The 26382-nt window shown below is 60.5% G+C and carries 28 protein-coding genes; 17 read left to right on the top strand and 11 right to left on the bottom strand.

Translation table 11 applies throughout. The features are described 5' to 3' along the window. Positions 1-13: 13 nt before the first annotated feature. Genes HB633_RS11725 through HB633_RS11705 form a run of 5 tightly spaced genes read left to right on the top strand, consistent with a single transcriptional unit; the run spans position 14 to position 4305 of the window. Positions 14-877 carry a VWA domain-containing protein gene (locus HB633_RS11725; RefSeq protein WP_213778288.1) on the top strand — a complete coding sequence of 288 codons (864 nt, stop codon included), beginning with the start codon at positions 14-16 and terminating at the stop codon, positions 875-877. Continuing rightward, positions 874-1764, top strand: coding sequence for a calcium incorporation protein MxaA (locus tag HB633_RS11720; RefSeq protein ID WP_255580890.1), 891 nt, complete (start codon positions 874-876; stop codon positions 1762-1764). The genes HB633_RS11725 and HB633_RS11720 overlap by 4 nt, the downstream gene beginning before the upstream one ends. After that, on the top strand, positions 1761-2741 hold the full coding sequence (locus HB633_RS11715) for a vWA domain-containing protein (RefSeq protein ID WP_213778287.1): 981 nt from the start codon (positions 1761-1763) through the stop codon (positions 2739-2741). The genes HB633_RS11720 and HB633_RS11715 overlap by 4 nt, the downstream gene beginning before the upstream one ends. After that, entirely contained in the window at positions 2738-3265 is a 528-nt protein-coding gene (locus HB633_RS11710) for a hypothetical protein (RefSeq protein WP_213778286.1), read from the top strand. The genes HB633_RS11715 and HB633_RS11710 overlap by 4 nt, the downstream gene beginning before the upstream one ends. Positions 3266-3279: 14 nt before the next feature. After that, complete coding sequence (locus HB633_RS11705; protein ID WP_255580915.1) at positions 3280-4305, top strand: vWA domain-containing protein; 1026 nt, start codon at positions 3280-3282, stop codon at positions 4303-4305. Here the strand turns inward: HB633_RS11705 and HB633_RS11700 are convergent. After that, positions 4238-5143 (bottom strand): LysR family transcriptional regulator, encoded by a 906-nt coding sequence (locus HB633_RS11700; RefSeq protein WP_213778285.1) that lies wholly within the window; start codon positions 5141-5143, stop codon positions 4238-4240. The two genes, HB633_RS11705 and HB633_RS11700, sit on opposite strands and share 68 nt — an antisense overlap. A 179-nt stretch (positions 5144-5322) precedes the next feature. Between HB633_RS11700 and HB633_RS11695 the strand changes: the two genes are divergently transcribed. Genes HB633_RS11695 through HB633_RS11685 form a run of 3 tightly spaced genes read left to right on the top strand, consistent with a single transcriptional unit; the run spans position 5323 to position 9131 of the window. Then, a complete protein-coding gene (locus HB633_RS11695) occupies positions 5323-6744 on the top strand; it encodes a M20/M25/M40 family metallo-hydrolase (RefSeq protein ID WP_213778284.1) in 1422 nt (473 codons plus the stop codon). Next, positions 6741-8027 (top strand): MFS transporter, encoded by a 1287-nt coding sequence (locus HB633_RS11690; RefSeq protein ID WP_213778283.1) that lies wholly within the window; start codon positions 6741-6743, stop codon positions 8025-8027. Before HB633_RS11695 ends, HB633_RS11690 begins: the two co-directional genes overlap by 4 nt. Positions 8028-8060: 33 nt before the next feature. Then, the gene (locus HB633_RS11685) at positions 8061-9131 is read left to right on the top strand and encodes a serine hydrolase (RefSeq protein ID WP_213778625.1); all 1071 of its coding nucleotides are present in this window, start codon (positions 8061-8063) and stop codon (positions 9129-9131) included. Here HB633_RS11685 and HB633_RS11680 read toward each other — a convergent pair. Further along, positions 9128-10021, bottom strand: a complete 894-nt coding sequence (locus HB633_RS11680; RefSeq protein ID WP_213778282.1) for a LysR substrate-binding domain-containing protein — start codon at positions 10019-10021, stop codon at positions 9128-9130. The two genes, HB633_RS11685 and HB633_RS11680, sit on opposite strands and share 4 nt — an antisense overlap. 145 nt (positions 10022-10166) lie before the next feature. Between HB633_RS11680 and argH the strand changes: the two genes are divergently transcribed. Genes argH through HB633_RS11640 form a run of 8 tightly spaced genes read left to right on the top strand, consistent with a single transcriptional unit; the run spans position 10167 to position 18136 of the window. Continuing rightward, on the top strand, positions 10167-11594 hold the full coding sequence (gene argH, locus HB633_RS11675; RefSeq protein WP_213778281.1) for an argininosuccinate lyase: 1428 nt from the start codon (positions 10167-10169) through the stop codon (positions 11592-11594). A gap of 29 nt (positions 11595-11623) precedes the next feature. Beyond that, positions 11624-12463 carry an amino acid ABC transporter permease gene (locus HB633_RS11670; RefSeq protein WP_255580914.1) on the top strand — a complete coding sequence of 280 codons (840 nt, stop codon included), beginning with the start codon at positions 11624-11626 and terminating at the stop codon, positions 12461-12463. A gap of 14 nt (positions 12464-12477) precedes the next feature. Then, positions 12478-13242, top strand: coding sequence for an amino acid ABC transporter ATP-binding protein (locus tag HB633_RS11665; RefSeq protein WP_213778279.1), 765 nt, complete (start codon positions 12478-12480; stop codon positions 13240-13242). 22 nt (positions 13243-13264) lie between these two features. Next, complete coding sequence (locus HB633_RS11660) at positions 13265-14098, top strand: ABC transporter substrate-binding protein (protein ID WP_213778278.1); 834 nt, start codon at positions 13265-13267, stop codon at positions 14096-14098. Continuing rightward, positions 14085-14939, top strand: a complete 855-nt coding sequence (locus HB633_RS11655; protein WP_218626740.1) for a polysaccharide deacetylase — start codon at positions 14085-14087, stop codon at positions 14937-14939. Before HB633_RS11660 ends, HB633_RS11655 begins: the two co-directional genes overlap by 14 nt. A 3-nt stretch (positions 14940-14942) precedes the next feature. Beyond that, positions 14943-15842, top strand: a complete 900-nt coding sequence (locus tag HB633_RS11650; RefSeq protein WP_213778277.1) for a polysaccharide deacetylase — start codon at positions 14943-14945, stop codon at positions 15840-15842. Beyond that, positions 15839-17233 carry an MmgE/PrpD family protein gene (locus HB633_RS11645; protein ID WP_213778276.1) on the top strand — a complete coding sequence of 465 codons (1395 nt, stop codon included), beginning with the start codon at positions 15839-15841 and terminating at the stop codon, positions 17231-17233. The genes HB633_RS11650 and HB633_RS11645 overlap by 4 nt, the downstream gene beginning before the upstream one ends. Positions 17234-17278: 45 nt before the next feature. Next, positions 17279-18136 (top strand): ABC transporter substrate-binding protein, encoded by an 858-nt coding sequence (locus HB633_RS11640; protein WP_255580889.1) that lies wholly within the window; start codon positions 17279-17281, stop codon positions 18134-18136. 80 nt (positions 18137-18216) lie between these two features. Here HB633_RS11640 and HB633_RS11635 read toward each other — a convergent pair whose 3' ends face one another. Next, positions 18217-18504, bottom strand: coding sequence for a type II toxin-antitoxin system PemK/MazF family toxin (locus HB633_RS11635; RefSeq protein ID WP_255580888.1), 288 nt, complete (start codon positions 18502-18504; stop codon positions 18217-18219). Positions 18505-18578: 74 nt separating this feature from the next. After that, positions 18579-18833: an AbrB/MazE/SpoVT family DNA-binding domain-containing protein gene (locus tag HB633_RS11630; protein ID WP_213778274.1), complete on the bottom strand. Its 255-nt coding sequence runs from the start codon at positions 18831-18833 to the stop codon at positions 18579-18581. Positions 18834-19070: 237 nt separating this feature from the next. Here HB633_RS11630 and HB633_RS11625 point away from each other — a divergent pair, with 237 nt between their 5' ends. Continuing rightward, positions 19071-19709 carry a LysE family transporter gene (locus HB633_RS11625; protein WP_213778273.1) on the top strand — a complete coding sequence of 213 codons (639 nt, stop codon included), beginning with the start codon at positions 19071-19073 and terminating at the stop codon, positions 19707-19709. A 19-nt stretch (positions 19710-19728) separates the two neighbouring features. Here HB633_RS11625 and HB633_RS11620 read toward each other — a convergent pair whose 3' ends face one another. From HB633_RS11620 to urtA, 7 genes are all read right to left on the bottom strand, one after another. Then, positions 19729-20007: a zinc ribbon domain-containing protein gene (locus HB633_RS11620; RefSeq protein WP_255580913.1), complete on the bottom strand. Its 279-nt coding sequence runs from the start codon at positions 20005-20007 to the stop codon at positions 19729-19731. A gap of 105 nt (positions 20008-20112) precedes the next feature. Continuing rightward, complete coding sequence (fmdA, locus tag HB633_RS11615; RefSeq protein WP_213778271.1) at positions 20113-21345, bottom strand: formamidase; 1233 nt, start codon at positions 21343-21345, stop codon at positions 20113-20115. Positions 21346-21391: 46 nt separating this feature from the next. Next, on the bottom strand, positions 21392-22081 hold the full coding sequence (gene urtE, locus HB633_RS11610; RefSeq protein WP_213778270.1) for an urea ABC transporter ATP-binding subunit UrtE: 690 nt from the start codon (positions 22079-22081) through the stop codon (positions 21392-21394). A 13-nt stretch (positions 22082-22094) separates the two neighbouring features. Beyond that, positions 22095-22838, bottom strand: coding sequence for an urea ABC transporter ATP-binding protein UrtD (gene urtD, locus HB633_RS11605; protein ID WP_060858299.1), 744 nt, complete (start codon positions 22836-22838; stop codon positions 22095-22097). Beyond that, positions 22838-24007, bottom strand: a complete 1170-nt coding sequence (urtC, locus tag HB633_RS11600; RefSeq protein ID WP_213778269.1) for an urea ABC transporter permease subunit UrtC — start codon at positions 24005-24007, stop codon at positions 22838-22840. Before urtC ends, urtD begins: the two co-directional genes overlap by 1 nt. 37 nt (positions 24008-24044) lie before the next feature. Beyond that, positions 24045-24962, bottom strand: coding sequence for an urea ABC transporter permease subunit UrtB (gene urtB, locus HB633_RS11595; RefSeq protein WP_213778268.1), 918 nt, complete (start codon positions 24960-24962; stop codon positions 24045-24047). A 36-nt stretch (positions 24963-24998) separates the two neighbouring features. Further along, positions 24999-26273, bottom strand: a complete 1275-nt coding sequence (gene urtA / locus HB633_RS11590) for an urea ABC transporter substrate-binding protein (RefSeq protein WP_213778267.1) — start codon at positions 26271-26273, stop codon at positions 24999-25001. Between the last annotated feature and the right edge of the window lie 109 nt (positions 26274-26382).

The following is a 26382-nucleotide window of genomic DNA, read 5'->3' as shown; positions in this document are numbered from 1 at the left end:
AGTCATGAATACCATGAACGCGATGCCAGAATTTCACTACCGGCTGCCGATGCGCGCCGGCGGTTCTCGTCCCGGTTCGCATCCCGGATCGAGCTTCGGCGCGGGTCAGGCGTTCGCCATGCACGCGCGCCTCTTCGATCATCCCGATCCTCGCCGCGTGGACCTGCGTGCGAGCATGCGCGCGATTCCCGCTGAATGGCTCGTGCGGGTGCATCTGCAAAGAGTTGCGGTGCCGGTGTACGTGGTGATCGATGTATCGGCGTCGATGCATTTCGGCCAGGCCAAAACCAAGCTGGATATCGCGGCGGATTTCGTGGAAGCGCTGGGCTACAGCGCGTTTCGTGCAGGGGATCAGGTCGGCATGCTCGCCTTCGACGCAACCGAGCGCGAAGAGCTCTATTCGCCGGCGCGTTACGGTCAGGGCGTGGGCGACGTCATGGCGGGCATCGTGCGCGAGGCGGCCAAGTCGGCAGGTGTGGCCGGTGGTATCGATGGACTGGAGAAGTCGGTCGCAAAACTGGCCGGGCGACAGGGCATTATTTTTATCGTGTCGGACTTTCACTGGCCGCTCGCGCGCTTGCCCAAGGTGCTCGATACGCTCACGCATGCCTATGTCATTCCGATGATCGTATGGGATCGCTCGGAGATCGAGCCACCCGGTCACGGTTCGCTATTGAGCGTGGACGATTCAGAAACGGGCGCGCGCCGGACTTTATGGCTACGCGACAAGACGCGCAACGACTGGCGCGAAGGCGTGCAGCGCCGGCGCACTGAAATAAACACGCTCTTCGACAAACGCGGCCTGCGGCCGTTTTACATTGAAGGTGCATTCGACGCCGAAGCGTTGTCGAGATACTTCCTGGAAGCAGCCGCATGAAAGTTCTTGTGCGCGGGCTCAAGGCCATCATGTTCTGCTTGATCATGTCAACGGTGCAAGCCGCGACTGTAGAGCAGCCGCGCGCATTCGGCCATGTGATCGGCGATGTACTCACGCAGCGCATCTTGCTGACTGAGCGGGGCAACATAGCGATGCCATCGACGGGACGTGTCGGCGTCTGGTTCGAGCGTCGCAATCCACGAATCGAACACGATGCGCAAGGCCGCGCATGGTTGAGCATCGACTACCAGGTCACGAACGCGCCGCAGACGCTGACCACGATCATGCTGCCCTCGCTAACGTTGAACGTGCCCGGCGGCAGTGCGCTGCTGGTTCCCGAGTGGCCTGTAAGCGTGAGTCCATTGACACCGCAGACGGCATTTTCAACCGGCGATCTCCAGGCGCTGCTTCCCGACCGGCAGGCACGCATTCCGGCAACCGCGCCGCTGCGCCGGCAGTTGACCTGGGCACTCGGTCTGCTCGCGTTGACGCTTCTGACGTGGTTCGGCTGGTGGCAATGGCGTAACCGTCAAGATGCCGAACGCCTGCCGTTCGCGCGCGCGTGGAACGAGATGCAGCGCTCGAAGCCAACAGATAAAGACGCCGGCGCCCATGGCTGGTTATGCCTGCATCGGGCGTTGAACGAGACGGCGGGGCAGGTCGTGCACGGAGGAACACTTACGTCGTTATTTGCAAGGGCGCCTTATCTGCAGCCACTTGAACCGCAGCTTGAACGTTTCTACCAGCACTCCGGCGAGCGCTTTTTTGCATCGTCTGAGGCGTCTTCATCCGATACACAATTTTCCCTGCGCGACTTATCCCGCTCGTTGTACCGCGCGGAAAAGCGCCGCGCCGATGGGCGTCGCGCCGATGGGCGGCAGCGATGACATTGCCTATCGATTTCGCCCACCCCTGGGTGCTCGTGCTTCTGCCGCTCGCGCTCTTACCCTTGCTGCGCCGCCGCGGCGACACGCTGAGTTTTTCGTACATCGGATGGCTGCCAGTCGATCAGCTCGGACGCGCAATTGGATGGCTTTGGAGAGCTTGCGCCGTGCTGACCATTCTCGCGATCATCATGGGCCTGGCAGGCCCTGGACGGTCGAACCTGACGGCGCTGCGCACGGGCACCGGCGCTGAAATCCTGATCCTGATGGACCGCAGTTCGAGCATGGATGACGCCATGGGCGGACAGCCTATCGACTCGCGCGGCATGTCGAAGAACGAAGTGGCACGGCGTTCGATCAGCCGTTTCGTCGATGAACGCCCCAACGATCGCCTGGCTTTCATGATGTTCGGCATCAGCCCGATTCCCGTGGTGCGTTTCACTGCAAACCACCGGATCATCCTCGATGCAATCAGCGGCACGGGCATTGGCCGAGGCATGGCGGACACACAGCTCGATCGTGGACTGAAGGCGGCCATCGGCCAGTTCGACGGACGCAGCTTCGACGCACGCCGCGCCATCGTCCTGGTCTCCGACGGCGGTGCGCGGCTCGACGCGCAAGCCCGGCGAAACATTGAGGAAGGACTCGCGCGCAATCGTATCGACTTGTATTTCATCTATCTGCGCAGCGGTGTTTACAGTCCAGACCTGCGAGCGGTGGCCGCCAACGATGCATCCGCGGAAGCCGAGTTGCATCGGTTCTTCCTCACGCTGAAATCGCCGTATCACCTCTATCAGGCAAGCGACGCCGACGCCATGGCAGCCGCGATGGCCGACATCAACCGGCAGCAGAAATATCAGGTGTCGTTCGTCGAACAATTGCCGCGCCAGGATAGAAGCTCGTATTGCTTCGCCGTCGCGCTGGTGTTCTGCACCTTGCTTCTCGCGCTGCATCTTATTCAGGTCAGGAGCTGGGCATGAAGCGCTCGACAGTGCACATTGCCTTCGGCGTCATCGCGCTGTGTTGCGCAGCCGTTGCCGCGTACGACGGGCTGCAACTGAAGCATGCAAATGACATCGCGCAGGGTGTTGCGAATCCGCAGAATCAAAGTATTGACGCACCCGAAGTCCGGCTTGCACGTGCGATGGTCTTATCGAAATCACGCGCTTATCCTGACGCGCAAAAACTCTACGATGCCCTCATTCAGGACGAGGATTCCGCCGACGTCGCGAAAGACGCGTTGTTTAACCTGGGCAACATGTACGTGCGTCAGGCGACGGGCGAGGGTAGCTCAGGTCCGGTCAGATCCTTGCCGCTTCTCGAACAAGCCAAGCAGCGATACCGCCAGTTGCTACGCGCAAATCCGGATGACTGGGACGCGCGCTACAACCTCGAGCGCGCGTTGTGGCTCGCGCCGGAAGCTGCCCAGGGCGCCGATGAACCCGACGTCAAGGAACAGCACGATGTGAAGCTGCGCGGTGCGCAAGCCGAGGATCTGCCGTGAGAATCCTGGCATTCATGCGCGGCTTGCTAGGCAAACGACAATGGCCGATCACGCTCGCGCTGTTATTGCTGATCGCCGCGCTCGTTTTGCCGCCGATGAAGTTGCCACGCGACAACGCGAACTACATCGTCACTTTCGATATCACGCAAAGCATGGACACGGAGGATGTCGGCACGAGTCAGGTCCCGTTGAGTCGCCTTGATTTCGCGCGAGCGGCCACGCGCGAGACGCTCGGCAAATTGCAGTGTGGATCGAAGGTGGGATGGAGCGTCTTTACCGGCCAGCGGACCTTGTTGTTGATGCCGCCTATTGAGGTATGCAGCAACTTCGACGCGCTGCTGTCGTCTCTCAATGAGATCGACGGCCGCATGCGCTGGACCAACTGGAGCCGCGTGGCCGAAGGCGGGATTTATTCGGCGGTGCATACGGCGCAGGAAGTCGGGTCGAATACCGCGGTCATCTTCTTTACCGACGGGCAGGAAGCGCCGCCGGTGCTGCCATCGAATGATCGGGTTCGCGCGATTGCCGACAGCAAGGTGCACGGCTGGCTGATCGGTGTGGGCGGCGACCAGCCCGTCAACGTGCCGAAGACCGATGCAAACGGTAACAAGACTGGCTTTTGGCGTGCCGATCAGGTAATCCAGGTTCCGACCATTCCGGGCAAACCGACGACGGTCGAGAGCCATGAAGAGTTGTCGTCGTTGCGCGCGGAGTATCTGGCTTCGGTGGCGTCACGCATCGGCTTTGGTTATGCGCGCTTGCGTGAACCTGCCTCCTTGACCAGCGCGATGCTGGATCCGAACCTGACTCATCGCGAACCCGCCGCGACGAACGTCAACTGGTGTCCCGCACTGCTTGCTTTGCTGTTGCTCATTTGGCGGTTCGTACCTTGGCGCGGACTACGGGTTTCGCGTCGCGCAGTCGTTCCCGCGAGTGTGCCCATCGTGCGTCCCGTTGCTGCTTCGCGCACCGTCACTCAAGACACGAAGGATCGTGGATTGCCGCAATCAGCAAATCCAGAAATGCGCCTACGGCTTTAGGCAACGTCCGCCCGGCCATGGTCTGTACTTGCAGCGTGCGCTGATGCAACTCCGGATTGCTGATTGGAATGGCCGCCATCTTGTCGGGCTTGAGGCGGCTGCGTACCGTCAGATAACCCACGAACGTCACGGCCTGCGTCTGCTGGACGAAGCTTTGCAGCGCGCCGCCGTAATTGCTCACGAACACAGGCTCGAAGTTGAGGCCTTCCAGGCTGCAGGAGATATCGAATAATTGGCGCACGGTCACGCCTTCGCCGTAGATCGCAAGTGGCCATGGCGTGAGATCCGCCAGAGATACCGACTCTTTCTCGGCGAGCGGATGATCCTGCGTGACCAGCGCGAAAATCGGCGCCCGCTGTGCGTAATGCACGTTCACGTCTTTCTCCGGAGCGACGCTGAAGCATACGGCGATATCGGCGGTGCCGTCGCGAACGTGCTGCGTCGCCTCGGTGGGCGCGGCGACATCGAGCTGAAAATGCGCGGCGGGCCAGCTCTTCAGGAAGTGCGCGAAGACCTGCGGCAGAAAATCACGCGCAACGCCTTCCGAGCTCGCCACGCGGATCGTCGCGCGGCTTTCGGTCGTCAGCCCGCGGATTTCTTCCGTTACACGTTCCTGTTCCATCAGGCTGCGGTGAGCGTGCGCGGCAAGGAGGCGGCCGGCTTCGCTCAGCACCATGCCGCGCGGCCGGCGCTCGAACAAGGGCACGCCCATCTCGTCTTCCAGCTTCGCGACCTGTCGGCTTATCGCCGAGACGGCCACGAACAGGCGCTCGGACGCCTTGCTCAGCGAGCCGCTTCGAGCAACTTCCAGGAAATATCGTAGCGCGGTGGTTTGCATGATGCGTCTCTATCGAAAGCGATTCAGTACCGGGAGCTTTGCCTTTTTGGCAACGGAAACTGCCAAATATTGTCATTGTCCATAAATATCGGCGGTATCAAGATCGCGTCATCGATTTTTTCTACCTGAAGAACCGGCGTGCCTTGTTTGCCTGAAGGCGCGCTTCACTGGAGAAAGAAGTGACACGCGAGTCCGCTATTCAAGCCGCTGCCGACCTGTACGATTCCGGCGCTTTTCTCGAAGACCTGCGTCGCCGCGTGGCGTTTCGTACGGAAAGTCAGGAGCCGGAAAGCGGTCCGTTGCTGAGCGCGTATTTGGTCGATGAAATCGCGCCGTTGCTGGCCGAACTGGGATTCACGTCACGGCTGGTCGATAACCCGGCGCCCGGCGCGGGGCCGTTTCTGGTTGCACATCGCAAGGAAAGCGACGAACTGCCCACCGTGCTGACATACGGTCACGGCGATGTCGTCAGAGGATATGACGCGCAATGGCGCGAGGGTTTGTCGCCCTGGCAGGTCACTGTTGTCGACGATCACTGGTATGGCCGCGGCACCGCCGACAACAAGGGCCAGCACAGCATCAACCTCGCCGCGCTGAAGGCCGTGCTCGACGCACGCAATGGGCAGCTCGGCTTCAACCTCAAGCTGCTTTTCGAAACCGGCGAAGAGGTCGGCTCGCCCGGCCTGCACGCCGTGTGCGAAACCTTGCGCGACGAACTCAAGGCCGATGTCCTGATCGCTTCGGATGGCCCGCGCCTCGGCGCGGCGCGCCCCACGATCTTTCTTGGTTCACGCGGACTCGTGAACTTCAAGCTCACCGTGAATCTGCGCGAGGGTGGTCATCATTCGGGGAACTGGGGTGGCTTGCTGCGCAATCCGGGCGTGGTGCTGGCAAACGCAATTGCATCGATGGTCGATCAGAACGGCCGCATTCTGGTTGAAGGCCTGCGTCCACCCGAAGTGCCGCAAGCGGTGCGGCGTGCGCTGGATGGAATCGTTGTAGGCGGCAACCCGGGCGAACCGGAAGTCGATACCGATTACGGCGAACCCGGTCTCACGCCCTCCGAACGCGTGTTCGGCTGGAACAATCTCGAAGTGCTGGCGTTCCGTACCGGCAATCCCGAGAAGCCCGTCAATGCGATACCGCCGCACGCCTTCGCGTATATGCAGATCCGCTTCGTGGTCGGCACGAACTGGGAGGACCTCGAGCAGACCGTGCGCCGTCATCTGGACGAGCATGGATTCGGCATGGTCCATATCGATGTCGACCGCGGTGCGCCGGCGACCCGCGTGGACCCGGACAACGCCTGGGTCCAGTGGGGGCTGAATTCGCTCGCACAGACCACCGGCAAGAAGCCCGTGCTGTTGCCGAATCTCGGCGGGACGCTTCCCAACGATGTCTTCGCGGAGATCATCGGCATGCCGACGCTCTGGGTGCCGCATTCGTATCCCGGATGCTCGCAACACGCGCCGGATGAACACATGCTCGGGCCGGTAGTCGAGGAAGGTTTGCGCATCATGGCCGGGCTCTTCTGGGACCTTGGCGAGCAAGGTGTTCCAGGCGCGGCCCCCATGAATCAAGCTGCGGGGAATACGCGATGAGCACCGACACGGCCACCACCGTCATTCCGGATGCAAAGCGCCACACGGGCATCTACAAGCTGATAGCCGCAACATCGATAGGCAATGCGCTCGAGTTCTACGACCTCGTGGTCTACGGTTATTTTGCGGCAACGCTCTCGAAACTGTTTTTCCCAACTACCGATAAAACCGTCTCGCTGCTGCTGACCCTCGGCACTTTCGCGCTCTCGTATCTCGCGCGTCCGGTTGGCGCGTTCGTGCTCGGTTCCTACAGTGATCGCAAGGGCCGCAAGGCGTCGCTGACATTGTCCATCGCGATGATGACGCTTGGCACCGGCATGGTCGCCTTGATGCCGAGCTATGCGGCGATCGGCGTGCTCGCGCCCATCGGCATCTTTGCATCGCGGCTGTTGCAGGGCTTTTCTGCTGGCGGCGAATTTGGCAGTTCGACCGCGTTCCTGACCGAGCACGCGCCCGCGCGCAGCGGCTTCATGGCGAGCTGGCAATTTGCGAGTCAGGGCGCGAGCGTGCTGGTTGCATCGGCGTTCGGCGCGGTGTTGACAAGCACGCTGACACCCGCGCAGCTCGAAGGCTGGGGATGGCGGATTCCGTTCTTATTCGGATTGCTGATTGGTCCGGTTGGCATGTATATCCGTCGTCATGTCGATGAAACGCCGGAGTTCGAACGCACCGCAACGGCAGCGTCGCCGATCCGTGAAGTCCTCGCGACGCAGAAGGAACGGCTGCTGGTTTCCATCGGCTCGCTCGTGCTTACGACGACTGCAAACTACATGTTGCTGTACATGCCGACGTATGCATCGCGCCAGCTTGGACTCTCGCCATCGTCCGGGTTTATCGCGACGCTCGCAGCGGGGTTTATCGTGATGGTGCTCACGCCAATGGTCGGCCACTGGTCCGATAAAGTCGGCCGCACGCGCATCATGCTGGGCGCCGGGTCGCTCTTCTTCGTCACCATTTATCCGGCTTTCATGTTCATGAACGCGCATCCGTCCATGCTGACGCTGCTCGCCGCCGTGGTCTGGGTCGCGGTGCTCAAGGCTATTTATTTCGCGCCGATTCCCGCGCTGATGTCGGACCTGTTTCCAACCCGCACGCGCACCACAGGCATGGCGGTGGGCTACAACGTAGGCACCACCCTATTCGGCGGTTTCACGCCGCTTGCCGTTGCTTCGCTGATTGCGCTGACGGGTAACAACCTCGCGCCGGGTTTGTACCTGATGCTCGCCGCCATCATTAGTCTTTTCACATTGGTATGGGCGCGCAAACGCCTGAAAGTGCACTGATTCAGTTCGATGAACACCTTGGAAATGAACGACATGCAAAAGGATTTACCGCAGGCCATGAAGGACGCCATCCAGTTTTCCAACGACCACGAAACTGCCTGGGATCGCAGTGTGAAAGGCATGTGGGGCGTTCATCCCAACGATCCTCCTCCCTGGAACACGCTGCTCGGACCGGTGCATGATCGCGGGCCGGTGTCGGGCGCGATTTCCGTCGATGGCCGTTTGTTGACGTCCTGGGGCGAACCGGATCGTGCCGATCTCACGTTCAGTATCGCCAAGACGTATCTGGCTTTGCTTGCGGGCGTCGCGCACGACCGCGGCCTGCTGCCGGATGTAAATGAGCCGGTGCAAAAGCGCGTGCCCGGCATCGGTTTCGACGATGAACACAACGCCCAGGTCACATGGGCGCAATTGCTGCAGCAGACGAGCGAATGGACGGGCGACTATTTCGGCCTTCCGGACCAGGCGGATCATTATCGGGCGGTGACGTTCGGTGCGCCGCCCAATGGCAAGAAGGGCGACCTGCGGCCGGTGCAGACGCCCGGCACGTACTGGGAATACAACGACGTGCGGATCAACCAGTTGTCGCTCGCGCTGCTGCATCTGTTTGGACGGCCGTTGCCCGATGTATTTCGCGAAGCGATCATGCGCCCCGCCGGTGCCAGCGATAACTGGAACTGGGTCGGTTATGACAACGCGTGGGTCTATATTAACGGTCAGCGCGTGCAATCGGTGCCAGGCGGCACGCACTGGGGCGGCGGCTTGTCGATCAGCGCGAATGATCAGCTAAAAGTGGCTCAGATTTTTGTTAATGACGGAAAGGTCGACGGGCGGCAAATCATCTCGCGCGAATGGATCACGCGCATGCAAACGCCTTGCGGTCTCGCGCCTTATTACGGTTATCTCGTATGGCTCAATCACGAACGCCGCGTGTTTCCGAGCGTGCCGGCATCGAGTTATTTTGCGATCGGCGCGGGCAGTTCGTTCATGTGGATCGAGCCGGAGCGGAAGATGGCGGTAGTCGTTCGCTGGTTGAATTCCGCTCACGCCGACGAGTTTTTTGGTCTGGTTTTGAAAGCGGTGGACGAGGTATTGACGCGTTAATCCAGCGCTGCAATTCCCTGCAGCCACGCGAGAAGCGGCCTGAGCTTCTCGCGATACTCATTGCGCGGCGGATGCACGAGGTAATAACCCGAGCCCGATTCCAGCACGCGCTCGAATGGCGCCACCAGCGCGCCGTTCGACAAATTCTCCTGCACCAGATTCAAATCCCCCAGCGCCACGCCCATTCCGCGAACGGCAGCACCGAACGCGAGGTCGAGCGTATCGAAGACCTGCTCACGATACGTATGCGCCGCAAGTTCATCGCTTTCCTGCTGCAGCCATAACATCCAGCCGCGTCGCCCGAAGCTCGAATGAAGCAGCGTGTGCTGCTTCAGATCCGCGGGCGTGCGCAAAGGTGGCTCGCCGTGCGCCGTCTGCGGCGAACATACGGGCGTCAACCTTTCGCGCATCAGGCAGGTCGCCTCCAGTCCATCCCAGCGGCCGTTGCCGAAGAGAATGGCGGCATCGAGCGTGCCTTCGCCGAAATTCGTCGGCAGGAACCAAGCGGTATCGATATTGAGCTGCGTGCCAGGCACATCCGCATAGAAGCTCGGCAGACGCGGCATCAGCCAGCGCGCGGCGAGCGTGGGCGTCACGCGCAAGGTCACGGTCTGGCCGCCTGTGCTCGTGACGTGCATGGATCGGCGGGCCGTTGCAAGCAATTCCTCGACGATGGGAACCAGCCGCTGGCACTCCGCCGTCGGCACGACCATGCGCGTATGGCGCACGAAAAGCGCGCAGCCGAAGTACTCCTCGATCTGCTGGATGTGCCTGCTGACGGCGCTCTGGCTCAGGAACAACTGCTGTGAAGCGGCCGTGAAATTGCCGCAGCGTGCGACCACCAGCAGCGACTGCAGCACGTTGAACGGTGGATATCGCTCGATTTTCATTTATGCAAGTTGTGCATGGTAACCATGAGATTTTACCGTTTGTCGGTAAAAAATTGGCGTTCATAAAATCGGTTGAATCGTGCGGGCGGTTGGGTTCTTGATCGTCGTCCACGGCTGCAAACAATCCGTTCCAGGGAGATTTCGCATGAGCCAACATTCAGACCGGCTGTGGGGTGGACGCTTCAAGACCGGCCCGTCGGCGGCGCTCACTGCGCTGTCACGGTCGGACCCGAGCTTTTTCAGGCTTGCTCCTTACGATCTCGCCGGGTCCCGGGCGCATGCGCAAGAACTCCATCGCGCGGAAATCCTCAATGCCGATGAGTTGCAGCTATTGCTAAAAGAGATGGACACGCTCGAGGCGCAGTTCCTCTCGGGCGAAGTTGGGCCCACTCTCGACGACGAAGACGTGCACACCTTCCTGGAACGCGAACTGACGCAACGTCTCGGCGCAACAGGAGGGAAGTTGCGCGCCGGCCGCTCACGCAACGATCAAGCAGCGAATGATCTGCGGCTCTTTCTCCGCGATAAGGCCCGTACGCTCACGCAGGCGGTCATCGATTTGCAGAATGCATTAATCGAGCAGGCGAACGCGCACGTGCATAGCGTAAGCGCCGGCTTCACGCATCTGCAGCCCGCACAGCCGATTGTGTTCGCGCATCACTTGCTCGCGCATGCGCAGTCCATTTACCGCGATATCGACAGGCTCGTCGACTGGGACCGGCGCAGCGCGCGCTCGCCGTTGGGCGCGGCGGCGCTGGCGGGATCGGCGATCTGCAGGCGGCCTGAATTATCGGCGAAGGAACTCGGGTATGACGCGCCGTGCGAAAACTCCATCGATGCAGTCGCTTCGCGCGATCACGTCGCCGAATTCGTGTTCGTTGCGAGCATGTTGTCTGTGAACCTGTCGCGGCTTTCGGAGGAAGTGATCCTGTGGACATCGCGCCAGTTCGGCTGGGTCGCGCTCGACGACGGCTACGCAACCGGCAGTTCGATCATGCCGCAGAAAAAGAATTCGGATATTGCGGAGCTGACGCGCGGCAAGGCGGGGCGTTTGATCGGCAATCTGAGCGGCTTGCTTGCCACTTTGAAGTCCTTGCCGCTCGCGTACAACCGCGACCTCGCGGAAGACAAGATCGCGGCGTTCGACAGTATCGATACGCTCGAACTCGTGCTGCCCGCCATGGCCGGCATGATCCGCACGATGCATGTGAACGTGGAGGAAATGCGTCGTCAGGCGCCGCTCGGTTTCACGCTCGCGACCGAAGTCGCGGACTGGCTTGCGTTGCGCGGCGTGCCATTCAGCGAAGCGCACGAGATCACTGGCGCGCTCGTGAAGGTGTGCGAGGAGCAGGGCATCGAACTCGCGGAGGTATCGGTTCAGACGCTCGCTAAAGTCGATACCCGGCTCGAGGCCGCCGTGCTCGATCACGTCACGCTGGATGCCGCGGTTGCGGCGCGCAGCGGCTACGGTGGTACGGCGCCAGTTCGCGTGAAAGAACAAATCGCGCGTCTTCAGGCAGCGCTCGACCAACAACTCGCATGGGCGACGTCATACGGAGGTCCGCAATGCTGAGTGCATCGAAGGAAGTCGCGCCCGCGGACATGATCGCCGACGACGCCACGCAACTCGAATATGTGCGCAGACGCCATTGGGGACGATATGTGGCGTCCGCACTCATCCTGGCCTTCGTGGTGTACATCGGCCTCGCGTTTGCGCATGGGCAGATCGAATGGAAGTACGTTGCGCGCTTCTTCACAGCGAAATCGATCCTGACCGGCCTCGGCAACACGATCATCATGACCGTCCTCGCCATGGCGCTTGGCGTGGCGCTCGGCGTGATCACCGCGATCATGCGGCTCTCGACCAACCCGGTCCTTCAGACGGTCGCGCAAGCCTATGTATGGCTCTTTCGCGGCACGCCGGTGATCCTGCAGTTGCTGCTGTGGTTCAACCTTGCGCTCGTGTTTCCGTCGGTAGGCGTTCCCGGGCTCTTCGAGTTTCGCACCGTCGACATCATGACACCGTTCTTGGCGGCCTTGCTCGGGCTTGGCATCAACCAGGGGGCGTACACGTCGGAAGTGGTGCGCGCCGGTTTGCTTTCCGTCGATACCGGCCAGTACGAAGCGGCAAAGTCCATCGGCATGCCGAGGCTGCAGGCGCTGCGCCGGATCATCCTGCCGCAAGCCATGCGCGTGATCGTGCCGCCTATTGGCAACGAACTTGTCGGCATGGTCAAGCTGACGTCGCTCGCGAGCGTGATCCAGTATGCCGAAATGCTGCACAACGCCGAGAACATCTACTACGCCAATGCGCGCGTGATCGAATTGCTGATGGTCGCCGGCATCTGGTATCTCGTCGTGGTGACCGTGCTCTCGTTCATGCAATCGCGCGTGGAACGGTTTTACGCACGCGGCGCGGGTCGTCCGTCGGGCCGGCAATGAAGGAGACATCGACTATGAATTCAATCATCCGCGCGGTCGATGTACGCAAGTCCTACGGCGAGTTCAAGGCGCTGCAAGGCATCACGCTCGATGTCCCCAAAGGCGAAGTGCTGTGCGTGATCGGGCCATCGGGTTCGGGCAAGAGCACGTTCCTTCGATGCATCAACCAGCTCGAAGAAATCAACGACGGCGCGCTGTGGGTCAACGGCGAACGCATTGGCTACAGGCGTGTGGGGAACAAGCTGCATGCGCTATCGGAAAAAGAGGTCGCGCGCCAGCGGCTTGCGACCGGCATGGTGTTCCAGCGCTTCAACCTGTTCCCGCACAAGACGGCGTTGGAGAATGTGATCGAAGGGCCGGTGCAGGTGTTGAAGCGGCGGCGTTCCGAGGCCACCGAAGAAGCCAGGTCGCTGCTTGAACGCGTTGGTCTCGGCCACAAATGCGATGCGTTCCCGGTGGAGTTATCGGGCGGTCAGCAACAGCGCGTAGCCATTGCGCGTGCGCTCGCCATGCATCCGCAACTCATGCTCTTCGATGAACCCACGTCCGCCCTCGACCCCGAACTCGTTGGCGAAGTCCTTGCCGTCATGCGCGATCTCGCCAAAAGCGGCATGACGATGATCGTCGTCACGCACGAACTCGGTTTCGCGCGTGAAGTGGCGAATCGGGTCGTATTCATGGACCAGGGGCAAATAGTTGAAAGCGGTACGCCGGAACAGGTGCTGTCGAATCCCCGACATAGGCGCACGCAGGACTTTATCGCCGCGGTGCTGTCCTGATCCTCTAAAAGAACGAAATCAAATGAAAGCATCCTTCCGTCCGCGCGCGCTCGCCGCATTTTTCTTCGGCGCGATGGCGCTCAATATCGCTCACGCCGATACGCCTTCCGTCATTGGCAAGACCACGCTGGTTGCGGCTATCGTGCCGAACTATCCGCCGTTCGAATACAAGGACCCGGCCACGGACAAGCTGATGGGCTTCGACGTCGACCTGGGCGAAGCGATTGCCGCGAAACTCGGCGTCAAGCTGCAATGGGAGGAGACCGGCTTCGACCAGATGATGAGTGCGCTGACCACGAATCGCGTGGACGTGATCCTGTCGGGCATGACCGATCTGCCGTCACGCCGCGAAGCCGTGAACTTCCTCGACTACGTCACGGGCGGTCCGCAGTTCTACACGGTCAAGGCGCGCGCCGGCGAGTTCAAGAGCACGGACGCGCTGTGCGGCAAAACGGTTGGCGCAAGCCGCCGTACCTCATGGCCCGACGACATCACGAAATGGAGCAACGAGAACTGCGTGAAGGCCGGCAAGAAGCCCGTGAACGTAACCGGCACGAACGGTTCCGCCGATGCCCGCGTGCAATTGCGCCAGGGCCGTCTGGACGCGGCGGTGCAGGGCGGCGAGACGCTGCCGTATCAGAACTCGGTTGAAGAGAACGCGTATGTTGCCATCGGCAAGCCGTTCTTGTCGCAGTACAACGGCATCGGCATGGCAAAGGGCAACGCCGCGCTCAACACGGGATTGACGACTGCGCTCAACCAGCTAATCGCCGATGGCACGTATCAGAAGATCCTCGTGAAATGGGGCTTGCAGGAACACGCTGTGAAGAAGGCGGTCATCGATGCCAATAACTGATTCCGGAAAACCGCGCTGGCCGGACGCAAAAAAATCCTGCTTCGCACTGGCCTTCGATCTCGATGGCCCGACCGGCGACGCGATGCTCGACGGTTCGATCTGGAACAACCCGTCGTACTTCACCTTGGGCAGTTACGGACCTTGGCGCGCGTTGGGCCGCTTGCTCGATATGCTCGCGGAACGCAAGGTACCCGCTACGTTCTTCGTGCCCGCGTGGGTTCTCGAAAACTGGCCGAAGCAATGCGCGGCGATCCTCGAAGGCGGCCACGAGATCGGCTATCACGGCTACAAGCACGAAGCATTCTGGACGCTGGATCGCGATGGACAACGCGCGGTAATGGAACGCTCGGCGGAAGTCTTCGATAAATATCTCGGCATGCGCCCGGTTGGTTTTCGCACGCCATCGGGCGACTGGGGTCCCGATACCATCGACGTCCTGATGCAAGCCGGCGTGCGCTATTCAAGCTCCATGCGCGGCGATGATCGGCCGTACTTCCTGCCCGCGCCGAACGGCGATACCCCGATGGTCGAAATCCCCGGACGCTGGGAGATGGACGACTATGCATCGCTTGCGTACCACCGCAATCCGAACTTTCCGGCGAGCCTCGATCGCATTGCGAGCTACGACACCACGCTCGATAACTGGCGTCGCGAGTTCGACGGATCGCATCGCGACGGGCTGTGCCTGACGACGCTGTTTCACCCGAAAGTCTCGGGTAAGCCGGGGCGTATTGCGTTGCTTGAGAGCCTGCTCGATCACATGCACGCAAAGGGCGATGTGTGGTTCGCCACGTGCCGCGACGTTGCGCAATGGTGGCTCGACATGCACACGGAGGCCTGAGCGATGAACATTTCGCGTTGGCCAAACAACGCACGCAGCGCGGTCGTAATCACGGTCGATTTCAACGACGAACACGGCATTCTCACGCAGGAACCGCGTATCGCGGGCCGGGAAAAATCGTTATCGGTCTGGCGCTATGGCGCGAAGCGCGGTGTGGATCGGGTGCTCGATGCGCTAGATGAGTTCAACGTCCAGTCAAGCTGGTTCGTGCCCGGTCGTGTTGCCGAGACGCATCGCGAACTGGTCACGCGCATTCATGCGCAGAAGCATGAGATAGGCAATATTGGTTACGTCTGCGAGGACTTCGACACGCTTACGCTCGATGCACAAAAAAACGTCTTTAAAAAGGGACAAGCGGCGCTCGAGCATGCGCTCGGCATACGCGCTGAAGGCTTCCGCTCCTTCACGGGAAACTGGGCGCAGGGCTTTGCGGATTTTCTCCGCGATGAAGGCGTCACGTGGTCATCGTCATGGCGCGGCGACGATCTGCCGTATTTTCATGTGCCGGACAACGGCACGCCTTTGAAAAAACCGCTCGTTGAATTGCCATTGCACTACGAGCTCGAAGACGAGCCTTACTTCGCGTATAACCTCTCGCCGGCGGTTCCTGTCGGGCAACCGCGCATTCCGTCGTATGGTGAAGTGCTGAAGAACTGGAAGCATGATTTCGCGGCGTTTCATCGGTTCGGATTGTGCTTCGTGTTGAGGCTGCATCCGGAGATCATCGGCACGGCAGGGCGCATCGATGTGTTGCGCGAATTGCTCGCCGATATCCGTGCACATGACGATGTCTGGTTCGCGACCGGCGCGGATATGGCCGCGTGGTGGCATCAAAGCGTCACGGGCAACGAGCCCGGTCATCCGGTCGAAGTGTATGCACGGCACAAGCAGGAGCAGGCATGAACGCGCGCGAATCGACGCTGTCTCAGCGGCTTGCGGGGTTTGTCGTGGGGACCTCCTCTGAGGTGGTCCCGGTCGCGGTCGTGCACAGGGCGAAGCGCCATATCCTCGATACGCTCGGCGCGTCGCTCGGCGGTGCAACGGCCGTCGAAGCACGGAGCGTCCGTGTGGTGATGAGCATGGGTAGTCAAGGAAACGTGCGCGCATGGGGCACATCGCAGAGCTTCAATGCGCGCGACGCGGCGTTCGTCAATGGCGTCGCTGCGCACGCCCTGGAACTCGACGACGCCGGCGGTTGCGACCACTCCGGCGCAGTTGTCCTGCCCGCAGCGTTCGCCGCGCTTGCATGCACGGATCGCCCGATATCAGGCCAAGAATTCCTGACGGCAGTGATCTTGGGATACGACGTCGGGCGCCGCGTGCTCGAAGCGTGCGGCGGATACTCGCCGCACAACAACGCCGGATGGCATTCCACCATGACCTGCGGCGTGTTTGGCGCGGCCGCTGCGAGCGCACGCCTGCTCGGGCTCGAGGCCATGCAAACCGCCGCCGCACTCGGCCATGCAGGAAGCTTCAGCGGCGGCTTGTGGGGTTTCATCCACGATGCATCGCAGACCAAACGCATGCACACAGGACGCGCTGCAGAGAGCGGACTGCTTGCCGCGTTGCTCGCGCGCGAGGGTGTCAGCGGCCCGACACATGTTTTCGAAGACGTGTGGGGCGGTTTCTTCAACGCCTTTGCACGGGAAACGCAGCAACCTGATGCGTTGCTAGCGGATATAGGCGTGGTTTGGAAACTGATGCGCTGTTCGATCAAACCGCACGCGGCGTGCCGGAGCACGCATGCGGCGGTCGATGCCACACTCGAACTCTTGCAAGGACGCGCGGCGGACCTGGACAAACTGGTCGGCGTGCATGTCAGCCTGAGCGCGTTCGTGAACCAGATGTGCGGCGGCCGCGATCTGAACACACTTGCGTCCGCGCAGATGAGCTTGCCGTACGCAATCGCCACGGTGCTGGTGAACGGTCATGCCGGCATTGGCGCGTATCTCGAAGCACATCGTCATGGTCCGCGCATTGCAGCCGCGATGCGCCGCATCACGCTCGAAGTCGATCCCGCCATGTCCGATCTGGACGAGCCCGTCATCACGCTCGCGATGTCCGGCGCCGAGCCGCGTTCAAAGCAGGTCAACGTGCCACTGGGTGATCCACGCAACCCCGTTTCCGACGCAAACCTCGCTGCAAAATTCCGCACGCTGGCGGGCATGGCGCTTTCGGAAGCCTCGGTCAACGCGCTGGAAACGGCGGTACTCGATCTGGACAATCTCGCCGACGCCCGAACACTTACGCAATGGCTCGACGGTGACGCCGATGCACGGCCCGTAGTGCGCTGATCGATTTTCATAACTCAACAAGACCTTCATAAGGGTATGTCTTCCATGAACCAGCTGAACCCGATGCGTGCCGTTTCCAGTGTGATGGCGTTGTGCCTCTCCGCGTTCCTGTTCGCAAGCGGCGCGAACGCGCAGGCTTTACCCGATGCAATCGCGAAGTCGAAAGTGATCAAGGTCGCGGTCAATTCCATCTATCCGCCCATGGAATACAAGGACCCGGAAAGCGGTGACCTGATCGGTTTCGATATCGATCTGGGCAACGCAATCGCCAAGCAACTCGGCGTGAAACTCGACTGGCAGGAGTCGGCGTTCGAACAATTGTTGCCATCGCTGGCAACGGGTCGTGTCGATATGATTTTGAGCGGCCTGAGCGATGTCCCGGGTCGTCGCGATACCGCGGATTTTCTGGACTACCTGAACTCGGGTGCGCAGTTCTATATCCTCGCGTCACGGGCGAACGAGATCAAGCAGGCGTCGGACCTGTGCGGCAAGTCTGTTGGTACAAGCCGCAGCACCTCGTTTCCCGCCGATACCACCGCGTGGAGCACGCAAAATTGCGAAGGCGCGGGCAAGGCTGCGGTTACCGTTGCGGGGACAGAGGACACGTCGTCCGCCCGAATGCAGCTCAAGCAAGGGCGGATCGCCGCGGGGGTGCAGGGGAGCGAGACCTTGCCTTACGCCATGAAGCTCGAACCGAATACGTACAAGCCCATCGGCGAGCCGTTTGCGACATCGCCTGAAGGCATTGCGTTCGCCAAGTCGAATCCGAAACTGCGCGACGCCGTGCTCGGTGCGCTGAACACGTTGATTGCGAACGGCACCTATGCCGCGATCGTCGCGAAGTGGAATCTGCAATCGAGCGCGGTCAAGCAAGTCACGTTGAACGGCGCAGCGGTTCACTGATTTGCAACTTCACGCGCCTTCGACCAGGGTACGTTTAGCGCCTGTCAGAATCTGTCAGGTGCTTAAGTGTCCAGAACTTCTCAAGCGCAGATCGTGATGATCTGATTCAGTTGCTCGCAAGCCGCTGAGAAGACGTCCTCTGATACCTGCTTCCAAGGGTGAGCTTTCGCTCCTCGCGCGCGCCAGTCGAACGACTTCGGCTGATGTGCGAGGACGTAACTCGTTACGTTTTTTGGGCCAACAAACTTGATAGCGAAGGGGTTCGATTCGTTGAACGATGCCGTTGTCATCGGCAACCCGATTACTATGCCCGTTCGCTCGTTGAACGCTTGCGGCGAAAGAACCAGCATTGGATGAAAATCCTTCATTTCTCGCCCGACTTGTGGATTGCAATCGATCCATATGACGTCGCGTCGATCAGGTAACCATGAACCCCGCGCCATTAACAGACCTCCACGCCTACAGGGGATGTCTTCATGGACTCACCGCCATGCATTGCCGGGTCAAAACGCTCAAGCTTTTCGGCCAGAGTCAGCTTCCGCGGACCTATGGGTTTTACGGATACGCCGACTTCTTCTGTTGTAACTTCGACTTCCTGGCCAACCTCAAAGTGCGCGGAGCGCGCGACTGCGGCAGGAATTCGTACAGCCAGGCTATTGCCCCATTGCTGAATTGTCAGTCTTGCAGTTTTTCCCATGATCTGACTCTCCAAATGTTTAAACGAGTATAGACCATGCCGCGCTATGTTTCAACGTGTCTCTACGATTGTTATTGTCATGTTTCGAGTGTGCTCATTGGCCGCTGACATTGCGCGACAGCGTTCGACGCAGCAACGAGACCTGATCAAGCTAACGGCTGAAAAAAGCCAAGACGCCGTCATCGTGTTATTTTCGTTATCCCAAACCGCTTCGTTGCGCACAAAAGGAGCCTCCCGATGACCGCCTCAGCCGCCGTTCTCGCCATACTCGCCGCAATCCTGATGGGCGCAATGAGCCCAGGCCCAAGCTTCGTGCTGGTCGCGCGCAACGCGATCGGACTGTCTCGCGCCGATGGACTCGCGACCGCGCTCGGCATGGGCGTCGGCGGCGTCTTTTTTAGCGGCATTGCGCTGGCAGGCTTGTACACGCTGCTATCGGCCGTAGAATGGCTGTATGTCACGCTGAAAGTTGCCGGCGGCCTTTATCTGATCTACATTGCGTTCAACATCTGGCGCGGTGCATCCAACCCCCTTTCCGTCGATCAGGCGAGTTCCGCGCAAAGCCGCAATTTGCGGAAATCGTTCTGGATCGGCCTCACTACGCAACTCAGCAACCCTAAGACGGCGATCTGGTACGGCAGTATTTTTGCGGCCCTGCTGCCGCAACATCCGCCGCTCTGGTGTTATTTCGTCCTGCCGCCGCTGCTGTTCGCAATCGAAGCAGGCTGGTACACCATCGTTGCGTTGTGTTTTTCGAGCCGCCGCCCGCGCGAGGTGTATCTGCGCGCGAAGAAATGGGTGGATCGGGTTGCCGCGACGGCCGTCGCCGTGCTCGGGCTGCGGCTGATCTTTGCGGCGCATAAAGCGGGCATTTGAATCGATGCGCTGAGCAGGGCTAGTGACTGATCATCCAAGGCCGGCCGCCTGCCGAACGCGGGGCCGCCTGTGTCTCTGCTGTACGCGGCAGTTTGATCTTGCTCGAACAACATCCACAACCCGCGCCATGTGCCGATGATCGCACCGGCTCGTGCGCCGCGCGTTCATTGATTGCGTGCGCGGAACGGGTCGTGCCGGAGAGCGAGGACAACAACGGCGCACTGCGTATCACACGCATTGCATCGGCTTCGCATACGGGGCAACTTGCAGGCGCATCGCGCCGGGCGATGGAGCGCATTGCGTCGAACGGACCGCAATTGGCACATTCGAATTCATAAGTAGGCATACGACGTCCTCTTTCAACGCGGTCCAAGCCACAGGCCGGACCGCTTGTGAATATCCGCTAGACGAGATCAAGCGATAAAGGCAGATCGACTCCACCCTTGATGTGCTTCAGAGGGCCCGCGGCGTTCGGACTGATATCGAAGTTGAAGATCTGGGTCGGCAACCAAAGCGTCGCGCATGCATTCGGAATATCCACTACGCCACTTATGTGACCTTGAACCGGCGCTGTCCCGAGAATGGAGTAAGCCTGCGCTCGCGAGTAGCCAAACTTCGTCATGTATTCGATCGCGTTCAGGCATGCCTGCCGGTAAGCCACGTGCACATCGAGGTAATGCTGCTGACCGGCTTCGTCGACGGAAATGCCTTCAAAAATGAGGTAATCGTTGTAGTGCGGCGTGATGGGGCTCGGTTTGAATATCGGATTCTTGATTCCGTACTTCGCCATGCCGCCCTTGATCAGATCCACTTTCATATGGACCCAGCCGGCCATTTCGATCGCGCCGCAGAACGTGATCTCGCCGTCGCCCTGGCTGAAGTGCAAGTCGCCGACAGACAAGCCCGCGCCGTCCACGTACACCGGGAAGTAGATCTTGGAACCGCGCGACAGGTCCTTGATATCGCAGTTGCCGCCGTGTTCGCGCGGCGGCACGGTACGCGCTCCCGTGGCGGCGGCTGCGTCGCGCGCGGCGCCCTGGAGTTTGCCCATGTGCGCGGTAGGCGCGAACGGCGCATTGGCGAGCGGCGGCACACGATCGGGCTGCGTCGCGATGAATCCAATCTCGCGGTCGTTCCACGTTTCAAGCAGCTTCGGATCGGGGAGGCAGCCGATCAGACCAGGATGAATCAGTCCTGCAAAACTCACGCCGGGAATGTGACGCGAATCGGTGAAAAGGCCGTGAAAATTCCAGATACTTTTTTGCGCATGCGGAAAATGTTCCGTGAGGAATCCGCCGCCGTTCTGCTTCGAAAAGAATCCGTTGAATCCCCACTGGCTTTCGGCTTTCGTACCGATATCGAGCAAGTCCACAACCAGCAGGTCGCCCGGCTCGGCGCCATGAACGCCAACAGGCCCGGAAAGAAAATGTACGATCGACAAGTCGATGTCGCGCACGTCATCGGCGGAATCATCGTTCTTGATGAAACCACCGGTCCAGTCGTAGGTCTCCAGCACGAACTCGTCGCCGGGCTTGACCCAGCAGGCCATCGGAATGTCGGGATGCCAGCGGTTGTGGACCTGCTCGTTGTCGAAGGCGGATTGCTCGAGGTCGACTTTGATGAGCGTGTCGGGCATGTGAATCTCCTCTATGAATACCGGCTGCACCGGCGAATGAATGAGCTCAGACCGACAGGAACTGACGGATGCGGGCGGTATCGATGGCATCGCGCGGACTCTCATGAACCAGCCGTCCGCCTTCTATAACGAACAACCGGTCCGCGACATCCATTGCGAAACTCAGGACCTGTTCGGAAACAACAATGGTGATTTCGCGCAGCTTGCGGATCTCGTGCAACGCGCGCGCAATGTCCTTGATGACCGACGGCTGGATGCCTTCGGTGGGTTCGTCGAGCAGCAGCACCTTGGGTTCGCTTACGAGCGCCCGGGCAATCGCCAACTGCTGTTGCTGCCCGCCGGAGAGATTGCCGCCCTTGCGGTTGCGCATTTCGTGGAGAACAGGGAAGAGGGCATAGATTTCATCTGGAATCCTACGGGATTTGACCTGCTCCATGCCGGTGCGGATATTCTCCTCCACACTCAGCGATGAAAATATCTGCCGGCCCTGAGGGACATACGCAAGTCCCTTTGCCACCCGGCGGAAGCTTTCATCCTTCGATACATCCTTGCCGTCCAGCTCGATCGCGCCGCCTTTCACGGGCAGCACGCCCATCAGCGCCTTGAACAAGGTGGTTTTCCCCATGCCATTGCGCCCCATGATCGCCACGATCTCGTTGCGGGCCGCTTCGAACGAGACGCCATGCAGCGCCTCGCTTTGTCCGTAGCTCACGAACACATCCTTTACCTGCAGCATGGCCGTCGCCTCCTCAATGTCCGAGATACACGTCGATCACGCGCGGGTCGTTCTGCACCTGGTCCATCGGACCTTCGGCGAGGATTTTTCCCTGATGCATCACGGTGACCTTGTGCGCGATCCGCGCGACGAATTCCATGTCGTGTTCGATGACGATCATCGAACGGTTCTGGCAGATCTTGATAAGCAGCTCGGCGGTGATTTCCCGTTCGCGAACGCTCATTCCGGCGATGGGTTCGTCGAGCATCAATAACTCCGGGTCCTGCATCAACAACATGCCGATCTCGAGCCATTGTTTTTGTCCGTGCGAAAGCAGGCCGGCTTCGGTAGGCAACAGTGCAGCGAGACCAATCTCTTCGGCGACTTCCTGCACTCGTTCGCGAACCTCGGCGGTACAGCGGAACGCAAGCGCACCGAACACGCCGCGGCCACGCGGAAACGACACCTCCAGGTTCTGGAACACGCTCAGGTTTTCATAGATGGACGGCGTCTGGAACTTGCGCCCGATTCCCGAGCGGACGATGCGGAACTCGGCCATCGACGTCATCTCGACATTCTTGAACTTGATCGAACCGCTGCTCGCCGCCGTGCGCCCGCAGATCAGGTCTAGCAAGGTCGTCTTGCCGGCGCCGTTCGGTCCGATCACCACCCGAAGTTCGCCCCGGTCCACGTAGAGGTTCAACGCGTCGATGGCCTTGAAACCATCGAACGAAACGCTCAGGTCTTCCACCGCGAGCAGGAAGTCTGTATTGCTCATCACGGGCTCCCGAGCGTTGAACGGCTGCGACGATTGCGGCCGCCGCGGCGCAAGACCGAAGCTATGCGCGGCTTCACGTGCGTGTCGTAAAGTCCCGCGAGGCCATCGGGGAAGGCCATCACAACGCCTATATAAAGCGCTGCCATGAGGAACAGCCACAGGTTCGGAAAGCTCTCCGAGAAATACGTGCGCCCGAAATTCACCAGCAGCGTTCCGTACACCGCGCCGATCAGCGACATGCGCCCGCCAACGGCCGCGTAGATCACCATCTCCACCGACGGCACGATGCCAACGAACGACGGCGACATGAAGCCGACCTGCAGTGTGAACATCGCGCCACCGATTGCCGAGAGCAGCGCGGCGAGACAGAACGCGAAGACCTTGAACATGGCGACGTCGTAGCCCGAGAAGCGCACGCGATCTTCCTTGTCGCGCATGGCGAGCAGCAAGGTGCCGAGCTTGCTGGTCTGAACGAGCCGGCAGAACAGGATCGCAACCAGCAACAGCACTGCGTTGACGAAGTACAGAATGATCTTCGCGGAGTCGGGGCGGATGTCCCAGCCGAGCATGGTCTTCAGGTCGGTGATGCCGTTTACGCCGCCCGTATAACCTTGCTGCCCGATGATCAGCACCGAAAGAATCAAAGCGATGGCCTGCGTGATGATCGCGAAATAGACACCGCCCACACGCCGCTTGAACATCGCGAATCCGATCACGAAGGCAAGCGCCGTCGGAACGATCAGCACCGCGGCAATCGCGAACGGCAAATGTTCGAACGGCTTCCAGAACCACGGCAGCGCCTTGATCTGGTTCCAATCCATGAAGTCGGGAATGCCGGGCGTCGACTGAATTTTCGTGCTGACAGGGTCCGATGCTTCGAGCTTGAGAAACATCGCCATGCAGTAGCCGCCGAGGCCGAAGAACACACCTTGGCCGAGGCTCAACACGCCCGCATAGCCCCACGCCATGACAAGCCCGATCGCGACGAACGCATACGTCAGGTACTTGCCGACGAGGTTGAGGCGAAACACATCGAGCGCGAGCGGCATGACAACTAGCAGCACGAGCGCAAGCAGTACGAAGCTGCCGAATCCCCTGTAGGCCAGCCAGTCGCGCAAAGCGCCCAGACGCGAGGGCGGTGGTGGCGTTGAAGCAGGAATGCGGTTCATGGCGAACTCCGATGAAAGTGGAACAGGTTCAACGCGCTCAGACACGCCGCACCTTGGACGCGAAAAGACCTTGCGGACGCGCCATCAGGATCAGCACGACGGCGAGCAGCGTGATCACGCGCGCCGACGATCCAGTGAGAAAGAACTCGCTGATGGACTGGGTCTGCGCGATTCCGAAGGCCGAGGCCACGGTGCCAAGCAAGCTTGCCGCACCACCAAACGTGACGACCAGGAACGAGTCGACGATATACAGCGAACCGCTCGTCGGCCCCGTCGATCCAATGGTCGTGAACGCCGCGCCCGCCACACCCGCCATGCCGCAACCGATGGCGAACGTCAGGCGGTCGGTGCGTTTTGTATCGATGCCGGCAGCGTTGGCCATCGTCCGGTTGTTGACGGTGGCGCGCACTCGCAAGCCCCATCGCGATCGATACATCGCCGCGAGTACGCCGCCGGTGAGCAGGATTGCAAGGCACATGACGAACAGGCCGTTGATGGGAATGTCGAGCCCCGGAGCCGGCGACCACGATCCCATCAGCCAGTCCGGCAGCGTCGGGCTGACTTCCTTCGGGCCGAAAGTCGAGCGGAACGTCTGCTGCATGCCGAGGCTCAGGCCCCAGGTCGCGAGCAAGGTGTCGAGCTGGCGTTTGTACAGATGCCGGATAAGCACCCACTCGACTATCCAGCCGAACACGAAGGCAATGGCAAACGCAGCGACGATGGCAAGCGGCAGGAACATGTTGGTGGCGACGGTGCCCATCGACTCGGCCCACTTGGAGAACACGTAGACCGTGTACGCACCGATGGTCATGAACTCGCCGTGCGCCATGTTGATGACGCCCATCTGTCCGAAGATCACCGCGAGGCCGAGCCCCATCAGCAGCAGCACGCTGAAGAGGCTCAGGCCGGCGAAGCCTTGCATCAGCGTAATGTTCAACATATCGGTGGCGGACATGACGGGTTCCTTGTAGGGCAGAGTTGAAGCAGGGAATTACTGATAACCCTTCGGGAACGGATTCGGCTCGATCAGATCCGGCGACTCCGCGACCACCTTGAACTGCCCGTCGGCCTGCGCCAAGCCAATGCGTGTGCGGCTCCACAAGTGATGGTTCGGATGGATCTTCACGTAGCCTTCGGGCGCTGTTTTCAGTTCGATGCCGGGCGACGCCGCGACCACCTTGTCGACATCGAAACTGCCCGCCTTTTCGACGCCCGCTTTCCATAGCCACGGCCCGAGGTAGGCCGCCTGCGTGACGTCGCCGATCACCGATTTCGGTCCGTATTTCGCCTTGAACGCGGAAACGAAGGCTTTGTTGTTGGCGTTGTCGAGCGATTCGAAGTACTTCATCGCCGAATAGAAGCCGGCGAAGTTTTCGCCGCCGATGCCGAGCACTTCGTCTTCCGTCACCGAGATGGTCAGCAGGAATTGTTTGTCGGCGGTGATGCCGGCCGCTTTGAGTTGCTTGTAGAACGCAACGTTCGATCCGCCGACGATGATTGCGTAGATGCAATCGGGCTTGGCGATCTTGATCTTGTTGATCAGCGAGTTGAAGTTCGTCTGGCCGAGCGGGTAATACTCCTCACCGACCACCTTTAGGTGCAGATGGTCCTCGATATGCTTGCGCGCGATCTTGTTCGACGTACGCGGCCAGATGTAGTCCGAGCCAATCAGGAAAAACGACTTCGCTTTTTTCGTCTGGGAAGCCCAGTTGAGCCCCCACAGAATTTGCTGGGTGGCTTCCTGCCCGGTATAAAAAACGTTCTTCGATTGTTCCAGCCCTTCATAGAACGTCGGGTAGTAGAGCAGGCCGTTGTCGCGTTCGAAAATCGGCAGCACGGCTTTTCTCGACGCCGACGTCCAGCATCCGAACACGCACGCCACGTGATCGTTTTCCAGCAGCTTCTTCGATTTCTCCGCGAAAGTCGGCCAGTCGGACGCGCCGTCCTCCTGAATGATCTTGATCTTGCGGCCGAGCACGCCGCCCGCCGCGTTGATCTGGTCGATGGCAAGACGCTCGGCCTGAATCGAGCCCGTCTCGGAGATCGCCATGGTGCCCGTGGCGGAATGCAACTGGCCGACGGTGACTTCAGTATCGGTGACGGCGAGCTTCGTGGTGTTCACCTGGGCGGTGGACAGCGACTGGCCGAACGCGAAAGCGGGCGCGGCGAGCGCCGGTGCGGCGGCAAGGCCGAGCAGCAGCTTGCGGCGGCGCTGGGAAATCGCTTCTGTGTTGTCGGCGGCGTCTGGCTGGTCGTCGAAGGGCATGGACATTCTCCTTGGAGGTTTCATAAGCGCGCGGCTCGAACGCGTTGCGCTGGCATGGGGCAGAAGTTAAGTGGCCGATACGCGCGCCGGAATACGTCTTTTGACGTAG

Source organism: Caballeronia sp. dw_276 (assembly GCF_018449635.1).
Taxonomy (GTDB): domain Bacteria; phylum Pseudomonadota; class Gammaproteobacteria; order Burkholderiales; family Burkholderiaceae; genus Caballeronia.
Note: the sequence above shows the minus strand (reverse complement) of the source record. Positions and strands in the feature narration are given on the sequence as shown.

Bases quoted from the DNA above. Each gene is read 5' to 3' on its own strand.
- HB633_RS11725 (WP_213778288.1), top strand. From the start codon at position 14: ATGAACGCGATGCCAGAATTTCACTACCGGCTGCCGATGCGCGCCGGC.
- HB633_RS11720 (WP_255580890.1), top strand. From the start codon at position 874: ATGAAAGTTCTTGTGCGCGGGCTCAAGGCCATCATGTTCTGCTTGATC.
- HB633_RS11715 (WP_213778287.1), top strand. From the start codon at position 1,761: ATGACATTGCCTATCGATTTCGCCCACCCCTGGGTGCTCGTGCTTCTG.
- HB633_RS11710 (WP_213778286.1), top strand. From the start codon at position 2,738: ATGAAGCGCTCGACAGTGCACATTGCCTTCGGCGTCATCGCGCTGTGT.
- HB633_RS11705 (WP_255580915.1), top strand. From the start codon at position 3,280: ATGCGCGGCTTGCTAGGCAAACGACAATGGCCGATCACGCTCGCGCTG.
- HB633_RS11700 (WP_213778285.1), bottom strand. From the start codon at position 5,143: ATGCAAACCACCGCGCTACGATATTTCCTGGAAGTTGCTCGAAGCGGC.
- HB633_RS11690 (WP_213778283.1), top strand. From the start codon at position 6,741: ATGAGCACCGACACGGCCACCACCGTCATTCCGGATGCAAAGCGCCAC.
- HB633_RS11685 (WP_213778625.1), top strand. From the start codon at position 8,061: ATGCAAAAGGATTTACCGCAGGCCATGAAGGACGCCATCCAGTTTTCC.
- HB633_RS11680 (WP_213778282.1), bottom strand. From the start codon at position 10,021: ATGAAAATCGAGCGATATCCACCGTTCAACGTGCTGCAGTCGCTGCTG.
- argH (WP_213778281.1), top strand. From the start codon at position 10,167: ATGAGCCAACATTCAGACCGGCTGTGGGGTGGACGCTTCAAGACCGGC.
- HB633_RS11670 (WP_255580914.1), top strand. From the start codon at position 11,624: ATGATCGCCGACGACGCCACGCAACTCGAATATGTGCGCAGACGCCAT.
- HB633_RS11665 (WP_213778279.1), top strand. From the start codon at position 12,478: ATGAATTCAATCATCCGCGCGGTCGATGTACGCAAGTCCTACGGCGAG.
- HB633_RS11660 (WP_213778278.1), top strand. From the start codon at position 13,265: ATGAAAGCATCCTTCCGTCCGCGCGCGCTCGCCGCATTTTTCTTCGGC.
- HB633_RS11655 (WP_218626740.1), top strand. From the start codon at position 14,085: ATGCCAATAACTGATTCCGGAAAACCGCGCTGGCCGGACGCAAAAAAA.
- HB633_RS11650 (WP_213778277.1), top strand. From the start codon at position 14,943: ATGAACATTTCGCGTTGGCCAAACAACGCACGCAGCGCGGTCGTAATC.
- HB633_RS11645 (WP_213778276.1), top strand. From the start codon at position 15,839: ATGAACGCGCGCGAATCGACGCTGTCTCAGCGGCTTGCGGGGTTTGTC.
- HB633_RS11640 (WP_255580889.1), top strand. From the start codon at position 17,279: ATGAACCAGCTGAACCCGATGCGTGCCGTTTCCAGTGTGATGGCGTTG.
- HB633_RS11635 (WP_255580888.1), bottom strand. From the start codon at position 18,504: ATGAAGGATTTTCATCCAATGCTGGTTCTTTCGCCGCAAGCGTTCAAC.
- HB633_RS11630 (WP_213778274.1), bottom strand. From the start codon at position 18,833: ATGGGAAAAACTGCAAGACTGACAATTCAGCAATGGGGCAATAGCCTG.
- HB633_RS11625 (WP_213778273.1), top strand. From the start codon at position 19,071: ATGACCGCCTCAGCCGCCGTTCTCGCCATACTCGCCGCAATCCTGATG.
- HB633_RS11620 (WP_255580913.1), bottom strand. From the start codon at position 20,007: ATGCGCTCCATCGCCCGGCGCGATGCGCCTGCAAGTTGCCCCGTATGC.
- fmdA (WP_213778271.1), bottom strand. From the start codon at position 21,345: ATGCCCGACACGCTCATCAAAGTCGACCTCGAGCAATCCGCCTTCGAC.
- urtE (WP_213778270.1), bottom strand. From the start codon at position 22,081: ATGCTGCAGGTAAAGGATGTGTTCGTGAGCTACGGACAAAGCGAGGCG.
- urtD (WP_060858299.1), bottom strand. From the start codon at position 22,838: ATGAGCAATACAGACTTCCTGCTCGCGGTGGAAGACCTGAGCGTTTCG.
- urtC (WP_213778269.1), bottom strand. From the start codon at position 24,007: ATGAACCGCATTCCTGCTTCAACGCCACCACCGCCCTCGCGTCTGGGC.
- urtB (WP_213778268.1), bottom strand. From the start codon at position 24,962: ATGTCCGCCACCGATATGTTGAACATTACGCTGATGCAAGGCTTCGCC.
- urtA (WP_213778267.1), bottom strand. From the start codon at position 26,273: ATGCCCTTCGACGACCAGCCAGACGCCGCCGACAACACAGAAGCGATT.